This is a genomic window from Candidatus Poribacteria bacterium, assembly GCA_021295715.1.
In the GTDB taxonomy this organism is placed as follows: domain Bacteria; phylum Poribacteria; class WGA-4E; order WGA-4E; family WGA-3G; genus WGA-3G.
In genome coordinates, this window is sequence record JAGWBV010000085.1 from 11,930 (window position 1) to 31,626 (window position 19,697).

A 19,697-nucleotide genomic window follows, 5' to 3' on the forward strand; every position below is an offset into this window, starting at 1 on the left:
AGATGTCAAGGAAAACCCAATCCTCTAATCATGATCAAAGGAATAGTGGACGGCACGCGGAGCGTGCCTACTACTCTTAAGTCAGTCGAGAATCGGAGTGTTTTGCTTGGGCATTTCTCCGCTCCTACAGAACAACTATGGTAGATTATACAATTAACTTTACACTTCAATCGGCGCGGTTACAAACCGCACCTACCAGTAAGTGTCAACATATTTTGATAATTCACCATAAATGATCTTGATCGCGTAAAAACGTAAATTTCATGAATATAGAAAAGTATGATATACTGCCACCAATCGTAATCGAAATATCAGAGGTAAAGATTATGTTCCCAACGATTGAAGCGCGAACACCCATTAACACACCGCCAATGTGGGCTATGTTGGAACGCCAACTCATTGACAAAATGAACGCTGCAGCACCAGAAGTCCTGAAAAAGTATACGCGCTCAGACGGGACACTGTTCTGGCCCACACATCCAGATTTTCAGAGTATCGACGGATTGGACGATGCCTACGAGAGTTTTCATAACTGGTCCCTCTTTTATATGCTCGGTGGTGATGCGCGGTTCTTGGCTGACGCAGACACGGAATTCAATGTCATTACAAACGATATGGCGCGATATGGGACAGGTCACGGTTACCCGATGGTGGTGAAAGAATATCAACCGGGTTACGACTGGTTCCATCAAGGCGAAGGGAACTATCTCTTTTACATGCTCTGTATGGCAGCCCCGTCAAATCCGAAGAACATCGAACGGGCAAAACGGTTTGCAGGATTTTTCATGAATGAAGACCCAGATGTGCAGAACTATGACGCGCAGCATAAGATTATCAAATGTGCCATGAACGGGAGCAAGGGACCGGCATTCTGGGCTTTCGCTGGACACCCGTATTTCCCTTGGGACGGTTACAATATGCCATTTTACGATATTCCGGGAGGCGCGAGTCATGAAGCCGTTAGGGAAAATGAAGCACTGCGTGAGCGTATGGGAAGGATAAACCATGAACGTCAGGGAGTGGGAGACACGGTCGTTAACCTCGCGGCGACGACTCTTGCTACGAATGCTTTTTTGCTGACCGGTGACGAGAAATACAAGGCATGGGTTCGGGAATACGTCGATGCGTGGATCGCGCGGACAGCGGAAAATGGTGGTATTGTCCCAGACAACGTCGGATTGTCAGGAAGGATCGGCGAACACATAGATGGTAAGTGGTATGGTTCATACTATGGATGGAGTTGGCCCCACGGGTGGCATAGCGTCGGACAAGCGGTGGGTATTGCGGCGCAGAACGCCACATTGCTCTGGAGAGATCTTGCGTATCTCGACTTTCCACGCTCACAGATTGACGTATTAATCGAAAAGGGGATTGAGAAGAACGATCAACTTTACATTCCGCAGAAGTATGGTGATCCGGGTAAAGTCAATTATGTGCCGGGTGCTTGGCTGCAATACCCAATCACAAACGAGGACGGCACTGCACTGCAAGTAGACGGTTGGTTTGAGTTCATGCCGATGCACCCATCGGATGTGGCGCATTTATGGGCACTGTCAATGGAACCCACGGATCAGGATCGCGCAAAGAAAATCGCTAAAAGGACAGGCTCGAAATTCGACATTAACGCGTGGCACCATACCAAAGATAGCGGTGGACACGACGGCGCGTGGCTGGCATACATGCGAGACGAATATCCTGAATATCCAGAAACAATCCTCAAGCACAACCTCTCCCAAGTCGATGCACGTCTCGCCTTCATGGCTGACGATGACGAAGATCCAGCACACTATGGAGATGCCTACTTCCAACGACGCAACCCCATCACCTGTGAAGGATTGGTTCAACTGACGTGTGGCGGTCCGTTGCCGCATTACAACGGCGGCTTACTCGTGACACGGGTGCGCCACTTCGACGGACAGCAGAAGCGACCGGGGTTGCCACCCGATGTTGGTGCGTTGGTTACGAAGATGACTGTGGATACCACAGAAATTCAGTTCGTCAACCTGAACACCACAGAATCGAGAGATGTTATTGTGCAAGCAGGTGCGATGGGTGAACACAATTTCACTTCAGTCAGCATCAACGACGGTCAGAACAGACAGAGCATCCCAATCAATGGAACGTTCCTCCACGTCCATCTACCCCCCTACACACACATCGATTTGGAGTTAGGGATGCACCGTTTCGTCAACGCGCCATCCTATAAGCATCCGTGGTAAATAAATTAAAAAAGCGAACCTTTTCTGAACGGATCTGACTAAATAAGCAAAACCAAAAGTAAATGCCTTTCCTAAAAAGATAATTGGGCATTCACAAAATAATAATTCAAATAGGAGAAAGAAAAATGAAAAAGCAATGGTTTGTACTCAGCGCAATCGCAGCAATCGCAATGATCGGAATGTTCGTTTTTGAAAACACGGCTGCAGCCCATAGAGAGGTTCAGAGCAAACGACAATATCGCAACGACAATACCCGTCCAACTCGGGGTCGGATCGCTACACTCAATCCGGTGGCGACTCTCAATCAGTCATGGATAGATTTGACCTTCGGTGTGACAGTTGATACAGAGACGTTAGCGAAGGTGCATCCGATCTATCAGAAAACGCGTGAAACGCTCCAGACACAGATTAAGGAAGCACGTAAATCTGATGAGAAACGTGAGGCAGTAAAGAAATTACGCGAGAACATCAAGGAAACGAATGCAAAATTCTATGCGAGTCTCAAAGAGGTCTTGACGGAAGAGCAGATGACGAAACTGACGGAATTGACCAAGAAACGGCGCACAGACGCACGGAAACGCGTCAATGAACTCCGTCGTAATCAACTGGAATCCCGTAGACACCGTTAAAATCCATTTTTAATTTTACCTTGCGGTTCGATCGGGCGGGTTGGGAGCATGGAAGTTCTGCTCCGTATACCCGCCCTCCATTTCATTACGGGCTACGCTGGTGGCAACTTGGGTTATTTTAACAAAGTTAAGCCCAGCGTTCAACGACGACTTTTTTCTGGGTGAAGAAGTCTACGGCATCCCAACTCTGACCGTGGAGGTCACCGAAGAAACTATCTTTCCAACCGCTGAAAGGGAAAAATGCCATTGGCGCGGCGACACCGATGTTAATACCGATATTACCGATCTCTGCTTCATAACGGAATTGACGCGCAGACGCGCCACTACTCGTAAAGAGACACGCCATGTTGCCGTAACGTCCGCTATTGATGAGTCCGATTGCATCGTCGATCGTCTCCACATGGATCAGCCCTAAAACGGGTCCGAAGATCTCGGTTCTGGCAATATCGCCCTGTGGATTAAGGTCATCGAGGATTGTCGGACGAATAAAATTGCCGTTTTCACCGCCAGTGATGCTCGGATACCGACCATCAACGAGGAGTTGGGCACCTTCCTCAGCACCGGCTTGAATCAGCCCCTCAATTCGGCCCCTACTTTCGGAAGTAATGACGGGTCCCATTTCGACCCCCTCTTCCAATCCATTTCCGACCACCCGATCAGTGGCAGTGTCGGCGATGGCTTCGGTGAACCAGTGGCGCGCCTCGCCAACAGTGAGAGCAAGAGATGCCGCAAGGCAGCGTTGCCCAGCACATCCGAAGGCACTCTCGGCTGCAGCATTGACAGTAAACTGCGGATCTGCATCAGGAAGGACAATCAGCGGATTTTTCGCGCCCCCTTGACACTGGACGCGTTTGCCGTTTGCAGCGGCCTTCGCATAGATTTCTTTAGCAGTGGCAGTCGCCCCGACAAAACTGACCCCTCGGATGTCTGGATGCGTTAAGATTGCATCCACAGTCTCACGTCCACCGTTCACAAGGTTGACAACGCCTTTAGGGAGTCCTGTCTGTTCCAATAACTGAAATATCTTTTGCATCGTGATGGGCACTTTTTCGGAAGGTTTCACGATGTAAGTGTTGCCACAGGCAATGGCATAAGGGAGAAACCAGAAAGTAATCATCCCCGGAAAGTTGAAAGGTGCGATTGCAGCACACACACCAACAGGTTGACGAATCATGAATTCATCGATACCGGTAGCGATATCCTCCAAGTTCGTGCCTTGCATGAGTGTGGGAATACCACAAGCGACCTCAACATTCTCAATCGCGCGCCGCATTTCACCCTTCGCCTCGTCAAGCGTCTTACCACACTCCAGCGTAATCGTTCTGGCGATGTCCTCCAAGTTCTCTTCTAAAAGGTTTTTCAAGGCAAAGAGGTATTGAATACGTTCGACCGGGGGCGTCCGCCGCCATTCGTGGAGAGCATCAGCGGCGGCTGTCGCCGCTTGACCGACCTCTTCCGCGGGTGAAAGCGGGACTTGGGTGAGTACCTCCCCCGTCGCAGGATTCGTAACGTCTATCAGTTCAGCCGCCTCGGACTTCTGCCATGTGTTATTAACGAAGTTCGGTAGCGGGTTCCCGCTTTTAAGAAGACTCACATCAGTTTCCATCGTATCTCCTCCTTAGTTCTCCTCTGATCGGAAGTCACGCGATCACGATCATTGTGATGGCGTGCTTCCGCTGAAGAGTTCAAGTACTTTTAATTGTTCCATAGCGGCAACGACTTGCGGATCATGCTCCAGTTCATCACGAGAGTTCTCTGTAATCTGGGCAAGAGCGTATTTAATGCCGATATCACTGAGGATAATCTGTTCTTCAATAAGCGCGTCGCTCAAGCGCTGGTAACTCCGTAGAAGTTTTGCGGCGTGTCGGTCATCACGCGACGCATGAGAAGCGGTTGTGAGTTGTGTTAGCACATCGTCGCCATTCTCTTCTATGAAGGTTTTGAGTTTCTCGTGATCACGGAGTTTCAACTGCATCTGTCGTTCAGAGCGGCTAAACCATGCGGACTCAACATCCGGGATAATGCCAACCTTGTCAATGTTGACCCCGTCCGGTGTAAAGTAACTCGCGACGGTTAACTTCACAGCAGATTTTGAATTGCTCAGCGGGAAGACACGTTGAACGGATGCTTTCCCGAAGGTCTTATTGCCCATGACGAGTCCGCGTCCGTGGTCTTTGATGGCTCCGGCGACGATCTCAGAAGCACTTGCGCTCCCACCATCAACGAGTACAATCAGTGGAAAGTGCTCCCTTTTTACACCTTTCGCCTTGAAGTCCTCGCGCGTCTCAATTCCTTTACTGTAAACAACAAGTTGACCGGGCGTGAGGAAGTCGCTCGCGATATCAACGGCTGAAGAGAGGAGTCCACCAGGATTTAAACGGAGATCAAGAATGACACCACGGACATTCTGTGCTTTGAAGTCCACAAAGGCATTATCCACGTCGTTCGCTGTCGTATCAAGAAATTGATTGATTTTGATATAGCCGATATTATCTCCGATGATATCCTGTTCAACGCTCGGAATCCGAATGACCTCACGCGTGACAGTAACCTCAACCGGTCGGTTATCGTTCTGACTCACGACCGTAATGGAGACAGGGGTTCCCGGTTCGCCACGCAACTGGTCAACTGCCTCGTTCAAGGTCATGACGGCTGTCGATTCACCTTCAATGTGGCTAATAACATCTCCACTTTGCAAACCAGCCAACGAAGCAGGGCTCCCCTTAAAAGGCGTAACCACCGTCAACATATCTTCACGAATTCCAATCAGCATCCCAAGTCCACCGTAATTGCCACGGTTCTGCGTTCGGAACTCACCGAGGTCCGAAATGTATTGGCTGTAAGGATCCAATTTGCGAAGCATGCCGTTGATGGCACCTTCTATAAGCTCCTTAGAGTCCGGTGTTTCGAGATGTGCTTGTTTAATATACGCAAGGATCTCTGAGAAAAGTGCGAGGTTTTCTCCCAATTCATCATCAGCGGTTTCTTCTGAACTCCAACCGAACGGTAGAAACGCGCAAATAAGCAACACTGATAACAAGATGCGAAAACGGGTTCCGGACGAAGCCCGTGGGTTTCCGAAACCTATCGTTAACAATTTCATTTTTTATTTCCTCCTGCCGACATTACAGTATTTTAATAGAAGTAGTATCGTAGCCTTTGGATACTCGGAATCCGAAAAGCGATAAAGGCTGCGGCAGCACAGTAGAGCAGGTCAATACGACTCATCCGTGCTTGCATGAGTTCCCAGACAGACTGTCCTTTAAACACAATTGTCGCCGTCGGCATGGCTTGCTCTATTGATATATTATGCTCTTGGCTGAGTTGCTCCGCGATTTCGGCAACCGCATTCCACTGGACATCGAGATATTTTCCGATAAAAATACCGAGTATTGCGAAAACCGCGGCAGCAACACTGACAGCACGCCACATCGCCCTCGCATCACGCTCGAGGCATCGGCTGCTCGTGAGGAGTATGCCTACGCCAGTCAATACAGCGATACCGATAGCGATGAAGCCAGCAGTGCGTCCTGTCCACTGGATATATTTCGCCCAAAGTACGCCGCCTATCGCCGCGCCAAGAAGTCCGCCGAACGGTGCTGTTAACGTGTTCATTATGAAACAACTCCATGGGTCGCAATTTGTGGTTTCTGGCGATGGTGATCCGTATTCTGCTCAAAGGTATAAGCAACCCGCAGGACCTTTTCTTCTGCAAAAGGCGCGCCGAGGAGTTGTAATCCAACGGGTAACCCATTTTCCACAAACCCGCAGGGCACAGATATACCGGGTAACCCGGCGTGGCTCGCAGGTGTTGTCATCACATCGCAAAGATACATTTGCAACGGATCCGCAGTGCGTTCGCCTATCTTGAACGCTGGTGTCGGCGAAGTAGGTGTTGCAATAACGTCAACTTTCTCAAATGCGGCATCAAAATCAGATTTGATGAGCGTCCGCGCTTTTTGTGCCTTCCGATAATATGCGTCTTGGTAGCCAGCACTCAGTGCGAAGGTGCCGATCATAATCCGTCGCTTCACCTCTTCACCGAACGCTTCACTTCGCGTCCTTTTATACATATCAATCAGATCCTCCGGACTTTCGTTCCGGTAACCGTAGCGGACCCCATCGTATCTTGCGAGATTGGCACTCGCCTCAGCGGGAGCGATGATGTAGTAGGTCGCAATCGCATATTCGGTATGTGGCAAAGAAATTTCCTCAACCGTCGCACCGACGGATTCAAGCACAGCAATAGCAGTGTGCACACGATCGGCAATTTCTGAGTCTAACGCCTCTGTGAAATACTCCTTCGGAATACCGATTTTCAAGCCTTGCACGTCGTTAATGAGACTCTGTGTGAAATCCGGAACCGGGACATCAACAGAGGTTGCATCCATCGCATCACGTCCACAGATGGCGTTGAGCAGCAGGGCACAATCGGTGACATCTTTGGTAAACGGACCAATCTGATCGAGCGAAGAGGCGAATGCGACTAAACCGTAACGAGAGACCCGTCCATACGTTGGTTTCATTCCAACAACACCACAGAGTGCCGCGGGTTGTCGGATCGAACCGCCAGTATCCGAACCGAGTGAACAGATAGCAGTATCCGCAGACACAACGGCAGCAGAACCACCACTGGAACCACCGGGAATCGTGTCCAAATCCCACGGATTGTGTGTAATCTGATATGCTGAGTTCTCAGTAGAGGATCCCATGGCGAACTCATCCATGTTCGTTTTACCGAGCATCACAATTCCCTGTTCATGGAGTTTCGTCATAACGGTCGCGTCGTAGGGTGGCACGAAGGTTTCAAGGATCTTAGAGGCACACGTCGTGCGGACACCCTGAGTGCATATCACATCTTTGATGGCAATCGGGATGCCAGCCAAGGCAGGCATATCGTCCCCGTTCTGAAACCCAGTATCGGCACGACTCGCCTGCTCTAAGGCAAGGTCTTTTGTTAGTGTCAAGTAACCCTTGACGTGAGGCTCCACTTCAGCGATACGTGCATAAACAGATTCGGTGAGTTCCACAGCACTAATCTCACGCGCTTTGAGTTTCTCATGTAGGACGTGTGCCGTCAATTCATAAAGCGACATTCAATTTTCCTTATTTCTCACTATAGAATAGTTATCAACTAACAGTTATCTGTTACAAGAGGCTTCTATTATACAGGACTTACGCAAAACCACTAAATTTCATCTATTCGGACGCATTCGGTGCGGTTGGGAAGGCAGATCGCATGAATCAGAATCAACGGTATGAAGTGCTTATGCACTTCCCCGGGTATGAAGGTTCTCCGTGTGGCATGAACCGGCCGGGGAAGCGCGTAAGTCCTATTATAACCCAAGTTGCCAGTTTCTCATTCACATAGCACCCCTACGGGGTGCAGTTCCTTGAACGTCCGATTTTCTATAGACATACCACCCCTACGGGGTGTAAAGACATTCTTTTCCTAAAAAATCTATGTTTAAACACCCAAAACCTATTCGGTAGCAACTTGGGTTATTATAGTAAAGTTTAGAATTAATTAGGCACTCGAAAGAGGCGAGGATACAATCCTCGCCAGCGGTGGAGAGGGTTGTTTCGCTGCGCAACTGTCTACATATTTTCCGACTTTACTATAAACAAAAACCTCTTAACCGACAGCCATTCAGTGGCTGCGGTCAACCACTCTGGGAACGCCGAAGTATCCCTCTTCAGCCTCAGGGGCATTCGCGAGCACATCTTCGCGTGGAAGTGAGGGTTTGACGACATCGGGTTTGGCGACATGAGATGCGTCAGCGTCTGAACCCATGATAAAAACCTGATGTGGATGGATATGCGATGTCGGTGGCACATCATCCGTCTGAAGTTCATTCAATTTCCCGATGTAGTCTAAGATTCGGGCAAGCTGCTCGGTAAAGTGTTCTGTCTCTTCTTCATTAAACGCAAGGCGAGCCAAGTTTGCGACATGGCGGATGCCTTCAACCGTAATTGTTGCCATTTTTTAGTATTTTATCTCCTCACTCATAATCAGATATTGTCAAAGGTGTAAGTGATGGGTCAAGTTGTCTTGTTCCAGCGCGACCAAATCGAACGGTGACATAGACTCCCCGCCCTGCGCCACTGATTTTCGTTATCTTGCCTCTCCCAAATTGCGGATGATGAACAATCTGGTCAACATGGTAATCCACCACATCTTCAGAAGCCACCTCATACAGCCCTACTGATTGACGGAACGGAGATCGGTAGCGATCCACATGCTTAATGAGATGCTCTGGAATTTCGGAGATAAAACGAGAGGGGATGCGATACTCTGTCTCTCGAAATGTTCTCCGCGAACTCGCATGTGAGAGATATAACTGCTCCATGGCACGCGTGATCCCGACGTAACAGAGCCGTCGTTCTTCCTCCAATTCCTTTTGCGTATCAAGAGAACGTCCATGCGGCAGATATCCCTCTTCCATACCAACGATGAAAACAAATGGGAATTCCAAACCTTTCGCACTGTGCAAAGTCATCAAGGTAACCAGATCAGTAGTATCGGTTTCCATCGTGTCTATATCAGCGATGAGTGCTACGTTCTCCAAATAATCCGAAAGGGTCGGTTCAGATGCGTTCTGTTCATATTCGATAACGGCGTTAATCAATTCCTCAATGTTCTCAACGCGGTTCTGTGCTTCAATCGTATTTTGAATCTCTAAATTTTTTAGGTAGCCTGTTACCTTTAGCACATAGTCAAGTGCATCAGCGGGTAACATAGACGCATCGAAATCATCAAAAATTTTGGCGAAACGTTGCACTTTCGTCCGAAGTCCGCGGTTAATCGTGGTAATTTCCTCGACACGGTGGATCGCCGCAAAGAGAGAAATCCCCTCACGTGCCGCAAAATTGATGAGCCGGTCAAGCGTTGTCGCACCGATGCCGCGACTTGGCACGTTGATGATACGTCGAACACTCATAGAGTCGTTGGGATTACACACGACGCGGAGGTAGGCAAGGAGATCTTTAATCTCCATCCGATCATAGAAACCAACACCGCCAACAATCTGATACGGGATGTTTGCAGCGCGGAACGCTTCCTCAAAGATTCGGGATTGGGCATTGGTTCGGTAAAAGATGGCAAAGTCTTTGTAATCCACACCCTCAGCGTGCCAATCTTCGATCTGCGTCCCGACGTAACCCGCCTCGTCGTTTTCGTCCATCGCCTCGTAGCAGGTAACGAGTTCACCCATGTCATTATCTGTCCAGAGTTTCTTCGCTTTTCGCGCCGTATTGTTATGTACAACACCCCATGCGGCATCTAAAATATTTTGCGTCGAACGATAGTTCTGTTCCAAACGGAGTACCTGTGTGTTCGGGTAATCCTTCTCAAAATCGAGGATATTTCTGATGTCGGCACCACGGAAAGCGTAAATGGATTGGTCATCGTCCCCGACGACGCAGATATTCTGCTTCGTGCCAGCCAATAAATTCACCAACTCATACTGACACCGATTCGTATCCTGATATTCATCAACGAGTATATATTCAAATTTGTTCTGATAAAATTGGCAGACATCGGGATTTTCATTCAGGAGTCTCACTGCGAAAAGTAGCAGGTCATCGAAATCAAGAGAATTGTTCAGACGTAGGGCATCTTGATAGAGGACATAGACCTCTGAAACGATCCGCTCAAAATAGCCATCTGCGATATTTCGGTATGCCTCTGGTGATATAGACTCGTTTTTCACACGACTAATGTTGCTAAGGATCGCGCGCGGGTTGTACTGCTTGTCACTATAGTTAAGCTGTCGGAGCACATCTTTGACGAGCGTAACTTGCTCACCAGTATCGAAGATGGTAAAGTCGCGGGTGTAGGCGTAATTTGTGGCACGGGAGACGCTTTGAGATGCTGCCTCCGCGCCTAACTTCTCAATATCTCGGCGGAGTATACGTGCACAGGTGGCGTGGAAGGTTGCCACCCAAAGATCTTGGCTAACGCTGCCGTCAACAAGCACATCCAGCCGATCTTTCATCTCCCGCGCTGCTTTGTTCGTAAACGTTACAGCGAGGATACGGTATGGAGAGACATCGTGATGTTGGAGTAGGTAGGCGATACGGTGTGTGATGACGCGCGTTTTCCCACTGCCTGCACCGGACAAAATGAGGAGCGGTCCTTCGGTGTGTTGGACGGCTTCGCGCTGAACATCATTTAAGGAACTTAATAGGTTATCGGTCAATGGTTACCCCTTGCCTCGTCGTATTAAGGGAAGCACACCTTGCACGTGCTTGCAAATGGCACGTCATAGCATCTCAACTTTATTCCATAAAGTATACACGATTTAGGTTAATTTTGCAAGGTGAAAATATCAAAAGACTGCATCGTAGGTTGGGTCGAACGGGTAACAACTCATAGATGTTAATTTGGGGATTTTCCATGGCGTTCGGTAGCATTGGGTATACATATGTCGAAGAAATCCGCAGAAATACCCAAGCAATAAACCTTATAGGAATCAAGCGGAAATCGGGAGTTTGTGCGGTTTACGTCTCAGATCCGGTGCGGTTAGAAACCGCACCTATCGGACCGGAGGATCGAGGAAACAGTCCTTCACAAGCAAACTCTCTTGCTCAGATAAGGTATTCCTTCAAAAACTGCCCAGTGTAAGAGGCTTTGACCTTCGCAATCTCTTCAGGGGTGCCTTGTGCTAAGACCTCGCCACCTTTATGTCCACCCTCTGGACCGAGATCGATGACATAATCGGCGGTTTTGATAACATCAAGATGATGCTCAATCACAAGAACGGTATGCCCACTATCAACGAGCCGGTTGAGACTATCCAAGAGTTTCTGCACGTCTGCGATGTGGAGTCCTGTGGTGGGTTCATCTAAGATATACAGATTATGTCTACCTCGCTTGATTTTGCCAAGTTCGCTTGCCAACTTTATCCGTTGCGCTTCGCCGCCGGAGAGGATTGTAGCGGGGTGCCCAATCTGGAGATACCCCATACCGAGTTGGTATAGGACATTCAATTTATGATGAATCAACCGCTGATCGGCGAAGAACTCAACGCCTTCCTCAATCGACATATTGAGAATCTCGGAGATATTCCTTCCGTTATAGGTAACATCAAGCGTATCGTCATTATAGCGTGCCCCCTTACAGGTCGGACAAACGACTTCAACATCGGGCATAAAGTGGAGTTTAGTCGTGATAGTGCCTTCGCCGTGGCATTCCTCACACCGTCCGCCTTTGACGTTGAAACTGAACCGTGAGGCGGTATAGTCCCTCGCAAGTGCGAGTGGGGTACTGGCGAAAAGCTTACGGATATTATCGTAAAATCCGATGTAAGTGGCAGGATTGGAACGCGGTGAACGTCCGATGGGGGACTGATCAATACTGATAACGTCATTGACGTGTTCATGTCCACCTAATGCATCGTGGGCACCATAGAGCGTCCGACTGTCACGGTAGAGAGAATAGAGTTTCTTGTAGAGAATCTCATTGACGAGTGTACTCTTGCCAGAACCAGAAGCCCCGGTGATGCAGATAAATACACCAACGGGAATATCAACGTCAATATTTTGCAGATTGTTCTCCCTTGCTCCGGTGATGCTAAGGAATTTGCCGTTCAAGTCACGACGTTGTTCGGGAAGCCGAATCTCTCGCCGCCCGCTCATATAGAGACCCGTCAGAGATTCAGGGCAATCCAGAATTGTTTCAAGTTCACCTTGAATGACGACCTCTCCGCCGTGGATACCCGGTCCGGGTCCGAGTTCGATAATATGATCGGCGGCACGAATTGTGCTTTCATCGTGTTCAACAACGATAACGGTGTTACCGATGTCGCGTAACTTTCGTAGCGTCTCTATCATCTTGGCATTGTCTTTTGGATGTAAGCCGATACTCGGTTCGTCAAGAACATAGAGCATCCCCATCAATCCGGAGCCGATCTGTGTGGAGAGGCGGATTCGCTGCGATTCGCCCCCAGAGAGTGTCGCAGAGCGGCGGTTGAGGTTTAGATAATCCAGTCCGATGCCGAGTAGGAGATTAATCCGAGTGACGAGTTCTGTGATAACGCGGCTCCCTGCTTCTCGTTGCTTCTCTGGAATATCGGTGATAGCCAGCAAGAAATCCCGTAATTCTTCAAAGTGCAACTCGCCGACCTCATGAATTGTTTGACCATCAATCGTAACGAGAAGCCGTTGTCGCTTGAGTTTAGCCCCGTGGCAATCAGGACAGGTGCGTTCTACCATTACTTTTCGGAGATACTCCTCCATTCCGGAGTGCGCCTCGCCCTGTTTTCGGTAACGCCGATAATGTCTATCAATCCGGGTGATGATTCCATCAAAACGGATATTCCGACCGAGATGCCGTTTTTCAACGGGGCGTGCGCCTTCGGGTTGCAGGATCGGAAATTCTTCGCCGTGCGTGCCGTAATAGAGAATATCAATGACCTTCTCTGGAAGGTCTGCAAAAGGAACGTTCAGGTCGAACCCGTAGTGTTCGGCGAGACTGTACATCGTCCTACCATCCCACCTATCGGGATCGTAGTTAAACGCTTGATGAACGAATGCCCCGTCTGCGATACTTCGACTCTTGTCAGGAACGAGTAGATTCGGATGCACCTGTAGGTAGGTGCCGAGACCGGAACAGGTCACACACGCCCCGGTCGGTTCATTAAAGGTAAAGTGATGCGGTCCGAGTTCAGCCATGAGCACACCGTGCTTCGGGCATCCGAAACCTTCCAATACCTCTATTGCGTCAGTCTCGGTATCCTCTGGGAACTGGACATCAAAACGCATGAATCCTTCGCCGACGAGCATGGTGTGTTCAAGGGAGGCGAGTACCTGTTTGTCAATATCTTTTTTGATAAAGAATTTGTCAACGATAACCTGGATGTCGTATTCCTGATCCGGATCGAGTTCAATTTCTTCGCTGATGTCGTGCTCAACGCCGTCAATTCTGACGTGTCTACACCCTTTTGTCCGGATGTCATCGAAGAGATAAGCATAATCTTCGCCGTAGATTTTGAAGACTGGGGCGTGAATTTCAACTTCGGTGCCTTCTGGCATCGAGAGCATACGTTCTAAGATCTGATGATGCGAACGGATAGGGATTTCACCTTCGCAATAGGGGCAGTGAGCGACACCGATAGTCGCGAAGAGCATACGGAGGTAGTCTTGCAAATCGGTCATCGTGCCGACGGTAGAACGCGGATTCATCGTGATCGTTTTCTGTTCAATAGAAACGACAGGGGACAACCCATCAATGAAATCGACATCCGGTTTTTTGAGCTGTGTAATAAAGCGTTTGGCGTAGGTGGACATCGACTCCAAAAATCGACGTTGCCCTTCGGCATAGACGGTATCAAACGCCAATGAGGATTTACCGGAACCGCTGATACCCGTGACAACAACGAGTTGGTCCCGTGGAATTTCAACTTCAACGTTTTGTAGGTTATTTTCTCGCGCGCCTTTAACGGCAACAGACTGTCTCATGCATGCCTCCTATTTTTTAAATTATTGAGTTGAGAAATTTACCGCGGTTGAACTGATCGTAAGCAATTCTAATTCGTTGTCATTTGGTAGGCGACATCCACTTCGACTGCAGCATTGTACAAATCCGAATCCAACGTTACGAGCGGTAAGTCAAGGTGCATAGCGAGCTCCAGATAATTTGCATCATAAGTTGTCAATCCATGCTTCTCTGCTAACCCACAAACTGTCTTCATTGTATTTCCTTGTGTTGCTGCAGCAGTATCAATTGTAACAGGAAGTATCGCTACCACATCAAGATATTGCGATAAAACTTCTCTGCTTATACGCTTTCGTCGGTAAGCCATGAGCAGTGCATTACTAACTTCCTGATAAAATAATGACGGAACGACTGCCAAAGTTATACCGCGCTGCAAGTCTTCCAAAATTAACTGTGCCTGTTCTTCAATCTCATCAGGTAGAAGACCTGCTATTAAAAATGAGCAATCAACGACCATCATCTGCGGCCTTCGTTCTTCCAATCCGTCACCTCACGCCCTGTCCCAATAGGGAACTTTGCGCGTAACTCAATTAATTGGCTGTAAGCGTCATTCACCTCAGCTTGCCCGATTTCACGAGGCGGAACCATTACCGCTACAACTTTACCTCTATTGGTTATAGAAAAACTTTCTCCATTTTCAACGCGCTTGAGAAGCCTTGATAAATGCGTTTTTGCTTCATGCACACCTATCTCAGTCATTTGATTGATACTCCTTTCTGAAAAAATATGGAAATCTGTCCTATAGGAACGGATTATGTGCATCGAAATAATATGCGGGTTCCTCTACGGAAGTTTGGCTGTCTTTTGTCAAACGGATCGGTGCTGAAAACTGTTCAATAATCCCTTTCTGTGCGAGCCACTCACACGCCAACTCAAAGGCGAGTTGACGGCTGCCGAAGTGTGTATAGATATCGGTTATCGTGCGTTCCTCACCTGATTCCTCAAGAAAATTTAGCAACGGCTTGAAGAGTGTCTGTAGATTATCCTCTAAATACGCATCAATCCGTTCAAGGGCATCGCGGAGCAGTGTCTCGTCTTTCTGCTTGTCTATGAGATCCGTGAAAATGGCGTTGAAAAAGGACGGGTTGTGTGCAAGTGCTTGATAAATCACCTTGCGTCTCGGCGTTTCGCCGTGCAAGAGGACTTCAATACGAGCCAATTCCCGGACAGCATACGTCAGGTAGAGAAACGTGTAATCCATATCTTGCTTGAGATGGAACCATTTTTCGGCTTTGGCGAGGATGGCTGTCACCATGGCTGTGGCGTTAAGGAGTTGAGAGTGTTTATCCCGTTCACCGACCTGCAGACAGGATGGATCACCGACAGGAACATTTGCCTTACCCTCTACAGAGAAAAGACTGTCCTTGGAAAAAAGGACACGGCTTTCGGCGAGAATTGAATGGAGCGCACTACCTTGTAGCGTCCCTTCCAACAACTTTCTATAATTGCTGCGGGTGTAGAGTTGAACCCGGAACGGAATCCCGTCCTCGATTAACTGATATTCCTTCTGCTTGAATCTTGTCCCATCTCTCAGGATGAGTGTGATGTGAGGCGTCGTTTTCTCCCAGACGTTGTCTGCGGCGAGGTTACTGGTGAGAATCGCAGCGAGGATGTACATGTCCTCTCTGAGTGTGTCCGTTAAATTGTCTAATGCAGTGTGAATCTGTGTGTGGATGTCCTCCGAATCGCGAGTATGAGGAAACACCCCAGCAAAAACACTCGCGCCTACAGTGTCATCGTAATAGTAGGCGGGTTCTTCCACGGAGATCTGGCTTTTCACTGTGAGTTTTATCGGCATCGCGACTTGTCTGATAATGCCTTTCCACGCCAGCCATTGACAGACGAAATCTAAGGATTCGTCATCAAATTCGGGAACACCTTCACTGTTGACATGCAAACCGCGTCCGAGGTCTGCGTTCAATTCGGTATTTGTGCGTGGTGCTTTCTGCTCAATGAGATAATCAAGAATGGGTTGGAAGATAAACTGTTGCTCATCAAGATAGGTGTTAATTGCATCCAGTGTGTCCTGAATGACGGTCTCGTTTTTCTCACAGTTGATTAAGTCTGTATAGACCCGGTTAAAGAAATCTGGGTTGTAACGGAGTGCGGGTTGAATTACCTCACGTGCAGGAATTTCATTGTTCAAAAGCACCTCTAACCGTGCCAATCCTTGCACGACATTCAGAAGTGATAGGAAACAGGTGAGGCAATCTTTGTTGACGTAAAACTGCTTTTCAGCATAGACAAGGCTCGGCAACGTGCTGGCAATGACGTTGAGCAGCCGGAACTGTTTATCACGTTCACCGATGTTGTCGAGGTTTGCGTTTTTATCATACCACTCTTGGATAGTGGCATCGTGAGAAAAGAGGAGCGTGCTGTGCGAGAAATAGGAGTGCATGAAGGACCCCTGCTGCGCACTCTCTATTGCCTGCTTAAAAGCATTCCGTGGGGATATGTTGGCGTGGATATTTACACCGTTTTCAACAAGCGAAAAGAAAGATTGCGTCGGACGAATTGCGTCTCTGCCGATGAGTTCCACATCGAGATCCGATTTTTCCCATACTTGGGCATAAGAGAAACTGCCTGCGACGATAGCGGCGAGGATGTATGGATCCTTCTGAACCTTTTCGACAAGCAGCTCCACGGCTTCTCGGTACTGTTCTTCGATAACGTCTTGGGATTGCATGGGGTTCTCCTACAGTGAATCGGACGGTAGTTTCAGATGCTCACGAATGGCGTGACGCACCTGATCGCAGATCTGCAGGGCATGTGCAGCATTGTCCACTGTCGCTGAATCTCCGGGATAGCGCGTCGCCACTGCGTGTTTAGAAATTTCCGAAAAGTCTGGCTCCCACACCTGCCACAGAGGGACAGTTGGAACGATTAACGCCAACAATTCCTTTAAATCGTGCGATCTCGGAATCGGGATGTTTGCCTCTTGAAGCCATGCCTTGAGATATTTTTCAATGCACTGTTGGATATGGAAACATATAATATCATAATCTGGTATGGGTGCCTGCTGAAGCCACTCAACCGCAGCATAATCTTTTTCAGCTTTTTGCATCCATTCCAGCGTCAACGGGTTCATAGCAGTTTCTTCCTTTTCTGGGGTCTCCATAAAAAAATTAGCGACTTCATAAAGGACTTCGCCCTTTTCAGTGATCTCGCGAAGGAACCCGTCATTATGGGAAAGGCGATATGCGATATCTTCAGGTGAACGCACCAGCAGATCTATGCTGAAGCGGCAGGGATTACGTTGTGAGGTTTCCACAGTCCGTCGGTGCCGTTCTGATCTGGCTGTTGGCACGACCACCAGCAGATCCACATCCGAATTCTCGGTCGGTGTCCCGTAGGCATAGGAACCGAAGAGGATAACTTGTAGTGGTGCGAATTCACGGACGATGTCGTCACAAGCGGCTTGAATCTCTCGTTTGTCAATCATGCGCGTCACCGTTAAAGTGAAAGGGAAATCCGAATTCTGATTAAAAAAACAGGAATTTTCTATTAGTAATTATACTATAAGTCTGTTAAGAATGCAAGTCAATTTCATGGAAAAAATGGGGGTATTTAGTTTTCAGCAATCAACAGTCAGCAACACTGTTTTTTCTGTGGTGGTTCATGAAAGCCAGGGAATGTGTTGATTTTTCAGGTAAGGCGTGAGGTATTCTTGGAGGCGGAGGCGGGCATTTTGAAGATGTGTTTTAATCGTGCCTTCCGATCAGTTCAGATGGGTAACAATCTGTTTTATGGGCAGGTCCTGGGCATAGTAGAGGAGAAACACCTATCTGCGTGCCCGTGTGACATGAAAGTCAAGAAGAATGAGATTTGGACGAAATAAGGGCTGAGGTTTCTCTAAAACTGTTATTGAGGGGACCAAGTGCGAAGCCCTTGAAAATCAAAATGAAAAGGAATGACTTGCGCGCCAACTTCGCTAAAGACTCGCTTTGCATCGTGGATGCGATCTGGTTCACAGTGAAACACTAAGCACCCACCGCCACCGGCACCACACACTTTTCCACCACTACACCCATTTGCTTTCGCAATGTTGAACAACTCATCGATGCGCTCGGTGTTTATCGAGGGATGTAACTGTTTTTGGAAACACCAGTTCTCATCAAGCAGTTGACCGAAGTCAGAGAGATTGCGAGTCTGAAACATCTGTTTCATCTCATTGGCAATCCGACGAAGTGCTTTCAGGGCATCATGCGTCCCTCGATTTCCTGCTTGATATGCGTCAACGACATTCCGAAGAATATCGCCTGAAAAATGCGACTCCCCTGTGTAGACCAGGAGTAGAGAACTCTGCAGTTCTTTGAGAGCTTCCTCGGTCAGTTCGATTGGCGTTGCCTTAACCGATTCACCACTACATCGCAAGAAATTTATCCCACCGAGTAGGCTGGCGTAGTGATCCTGTTTCCCGCACGGAATTCCGGTCTCCTGTTCAATGACGGCGGCACGGTCAACAATTTGGTGTCGCAGCAATCTTTTTTGCGTGAAAATCGAGAGCAAACTCGCAAGAGCGATTCCCAGGGCACCGGATGCCCCCAGACCACTTCCCTTTGGCACATCGCTCCACGTCACAAGATGGCAGCCTCTATTAGGACGCAAACGAGATAGAACCGCTTGCGGTAGATTCAATCCGTGCAGCGATGCCGAAACGCCTACCGGATGAAAGAACTCTTTGAGATCCACGGCGTAGAGGCTGACACACGAGTCAGGCACGGGGGTGAGACACACATAAACGTGTAAATCAATCGCAGCGTTGACCACTCCCCCTTCATTCTCCCGGGCGAACGGGATTAAGTCTGTCCATCCGCCAGCAAGGTCAATGCGCGTTGGTGCGCGCACATAAAGCGGCACGCGTTGGAATAGAGCCGTCATTGCGCTCTCGTGTTCAGCAGCTGGAGGTTTCCATTGATTTCCCTGAGCATCTTGTCTGTTATGAAGCAAAGTTGAACGCATCTTGTCTGAGGCTCCTGTAAATAACGTAATACATCCGATGCTTAGACGTCTAAAACCGTGCAATTCCAAAGAAACTCGATCGAGGCGTATTCTCCAACTTTTTGCATCAGTGCCGTGTGTGTCTCACGCCATAGTTTCGCTGTGCTTTGCAGATGGACCTCTCTATTTTCCCAGAGTTCTGAAATACAATAACCGGCTCTATCTTGGTAAGTATCCAACAGTTCCACCTCCAAGCACCCGGGTGCGTTTCGTAGAACAGGGAGCCACTGTGTCTGGATAAATTTCTTCAAATCCTTCTTTTTCTTTTTTTCCCGCAGTGTGAGAATATAAAAGACTCTTGCTTTCGCCACGCTATAACTCCTTTGTCATTTTTGATGTTTCCGGTATTCC

General features: G+C 48.5%; 15 protein-coding genes and 1 pseudogene. 2 read left to right on the forward strand and 14 right to left on the reverse strand.

Annotation, left to right across the window (positions count from 1 at the left end):
- Positions 1 to 263 precede the first annotated feature (263 nt).
- Both J4G07_18135 and J4G07_18140 read left to right on the forward strand, forming a co-directional pair.
- Positions 264 to 2,219 carry a hypothetical protein gene (locus J4G07_18135; protein MCE2415906.1) on the forward strand — a complete coding sequence of 652 codons (1,956 nt, stop codon included), beginning with the start codon at positions 264 to 266 and terminating at the stop codon, positions 2,217 to 2,219.
- Between the two features lie 125 nt (positions 2,220 to 2,344).
- On the forward strand, positions 2,345 to 2,848 hold the full coding sequence (locus J4G07_18140; GenBank protein MCE2415907.1) for a hypothetical protein: 504 nt from the start codon (positions 2,345 to 2,347) through the stop codon (positions 2,846 to 2,848).
- Positions 2,849 to 2,975: 127 nt separating this feature from the next.
- Here J4G07_18140 and J4G07_18145 read toward each other — a convergent pair whose 3' ends face one another.
- The 14 genes and pseudogenes from J4G07_18145 to J4G07_18210 all read right to left on the reverse strand — a co-directional run bounded on the left by J4G07_18145 (position 2,976) and on the right by J4G07_18210 (position 19,657).
- Positions 2,976 to 4,454: a CoA-acylating methylmalonate-semialdehyde dehydrogenase gene (locus tag J4G07_18145; GenBank protein ID MCE2415908.1), complete on the reverse strand. Its 1,479-nt coding sequence runs from the start codon at positions 4,452 to 4,454 to the stop codon at positions 2,976 to 2,978.
- Between the two features lie 48 nt (positions 4,455 to 4,502).
- Entirely contained in the window at positions 4,503 to 5,951 is a 1,449-nt protein-coding gene (locus J4G07_18150; protein MCE2415909.1) for a S41 family peptidase, read from the reverse strand.
- A 32-nt stretch (positions 5,952 to 5,983) separates the two neighbouring features.
- The gene (locus J4G07_18155) at positions 5,984 to 6,463 is read right to left on the reverse strand and encodes a hypothetical protein (protein MCE2415910.1); all 480 of its coding nucleotides are present in this window, start codon (positions 6,461 to 6,463) and stop codon (positions 5,984 to 5,986) included.
- Positions 6,463 to 7,944 (reverse strand): Asp-tRNA(Asn)/Glu-tRNA(Gln) amidotransferase subunit GatA, encoded by a 1,482-nt coding sequence (gatA, locus tag J4G07_18160; protein ID MCE2415911.1) that lies wholly within the window; start codon positions 7,942 to 7,944, stop codon positions 6,463 to 6,465. Before gatA ends, J4G07_18155 begins: the two co-directional genes overlap by 1 nt.
- Positions 7,945 to 8,498: 554 nt before the next feature.
- On the reverse strand, positions 8,499 to 8,831 hold the full coding sequence (gene gatC / locus J4G07_18165) for an Asp-tRNA(Asn)/Glu-tRNA(Gln) amidotransferase subunit GatC (protein MCE2415912.1): 333 nt from the start codon (positions 8,829 to 8,831) through the stop codon (positions 8,499 to 8,501).
- 19 nt (positions 8,832 to 8,850) lie between these two features.
- Positions 8,851 to 11,049, reverse strand: a complete 2,199-nt coding sequence (gene pcrA / locus J4G07_18170; GenBank protein ID MCE2415913.1) for a DNA helicase PcrA — start codon at positions 11,047 to 11,049, stop codon at positions 8,851 to 8,853.
- A 388-nt stretch (positions 11,050 to 11,437) separates the two neighbouring features.
- Complete coding sequence (uvrA, locus tag J4G07_18175; protein MCE2415914.1) at positions 11,438 to 14,308, reverse strand: excinuclease ABC subunit UvrA; 2,871 nt, start codon at positions 14,306 to 14,308, stop codon at positions 11,438 to 11,440.
- A gap of 68 nt (positions 14,309 to 14,376) precedes the next feature.
- Complete coding sequence (locus tag J4G07_18180; GenBank protein ID MCE2415915.1) at positions 14,377 to 14,826, reverse strand: type II toxin-antitoxin system VapC family toxin; 450 nt, start codon at positions 14,824 to 14,826, stop codon at positions 14,377 to 14,379.
- Positions 14,802 to 15,044 (reverse strand): type II toxin-antitoxin system prevent-host-death family antitoxin, encoded by a 243-nt coding sequence (locus J4G07_18185; protein MCE2415916.1) that lies wholly within the window; start codon positions 15,042 to 15,044, stop codon positions 14,802 to 14,804. Before J4G07_18185 ends, J4G07_18180 begins: the two co-directional genes overlap by 25 nt.
- Before the next feature lie 40 nt (positions 15,045 to 15,084).
- On the reverse strand, positions 15,085 to 17,031 hold the full coding sequence (locus J4G07_18190; GenBank protein MCE2415917.1) for a hypothetical protein: 1,947 nt from the start codon (positions 17,029 to 17,031) through the stop codon (positions 15,085 to 15,087).
- Between the two features lie 9 nt (positions 17,032 to 17,040).
- Entirely contained in the window at positions 17,041 to 17,433 is a 393-nt protein-coding gene (locus tag J4G07_18195; protein ID MCE2415918.1) for a HEPN domain-containing protein, read from the reverse strand.
- A 36-nt stretch (positions 17,434 to 17,469) separates the two neighbouring features.
- A pseudogene (locus J4G07_18200) lies at positions 17,470 to 17,787 on the reverse strand (nucleotidyltransferase domain-containing protein).
- A gap of 419 nt (positions 17,788 to 18,206) precedes the next feature.
- Positions 18,207 to 19,307, reverse strand: a complete 1,101-nt coding sequence (locus tag J4G07_18205) for a hypothetical protein (GenBank protein ID MCE2415919.1) — start codon at positions 19,305 to 19,307, stop codon at positions 18,207 to 18,209.
- Positions 19,308 to 19,348: 41 nt separating this feature from the next.
- Positions 19,349 to 19,657, reverse strand: a complete 309-nt coding sequence (locus tag J4G07_18210) for a hypothetical protein (GenBank protein MCE2415920.1) — start codon at positions 19,655 to 19,657, stop codon at positions 19,349 to 19,351.
- Positions 19,658 to 19,697 lie beyond the last annotated feature (40 nt).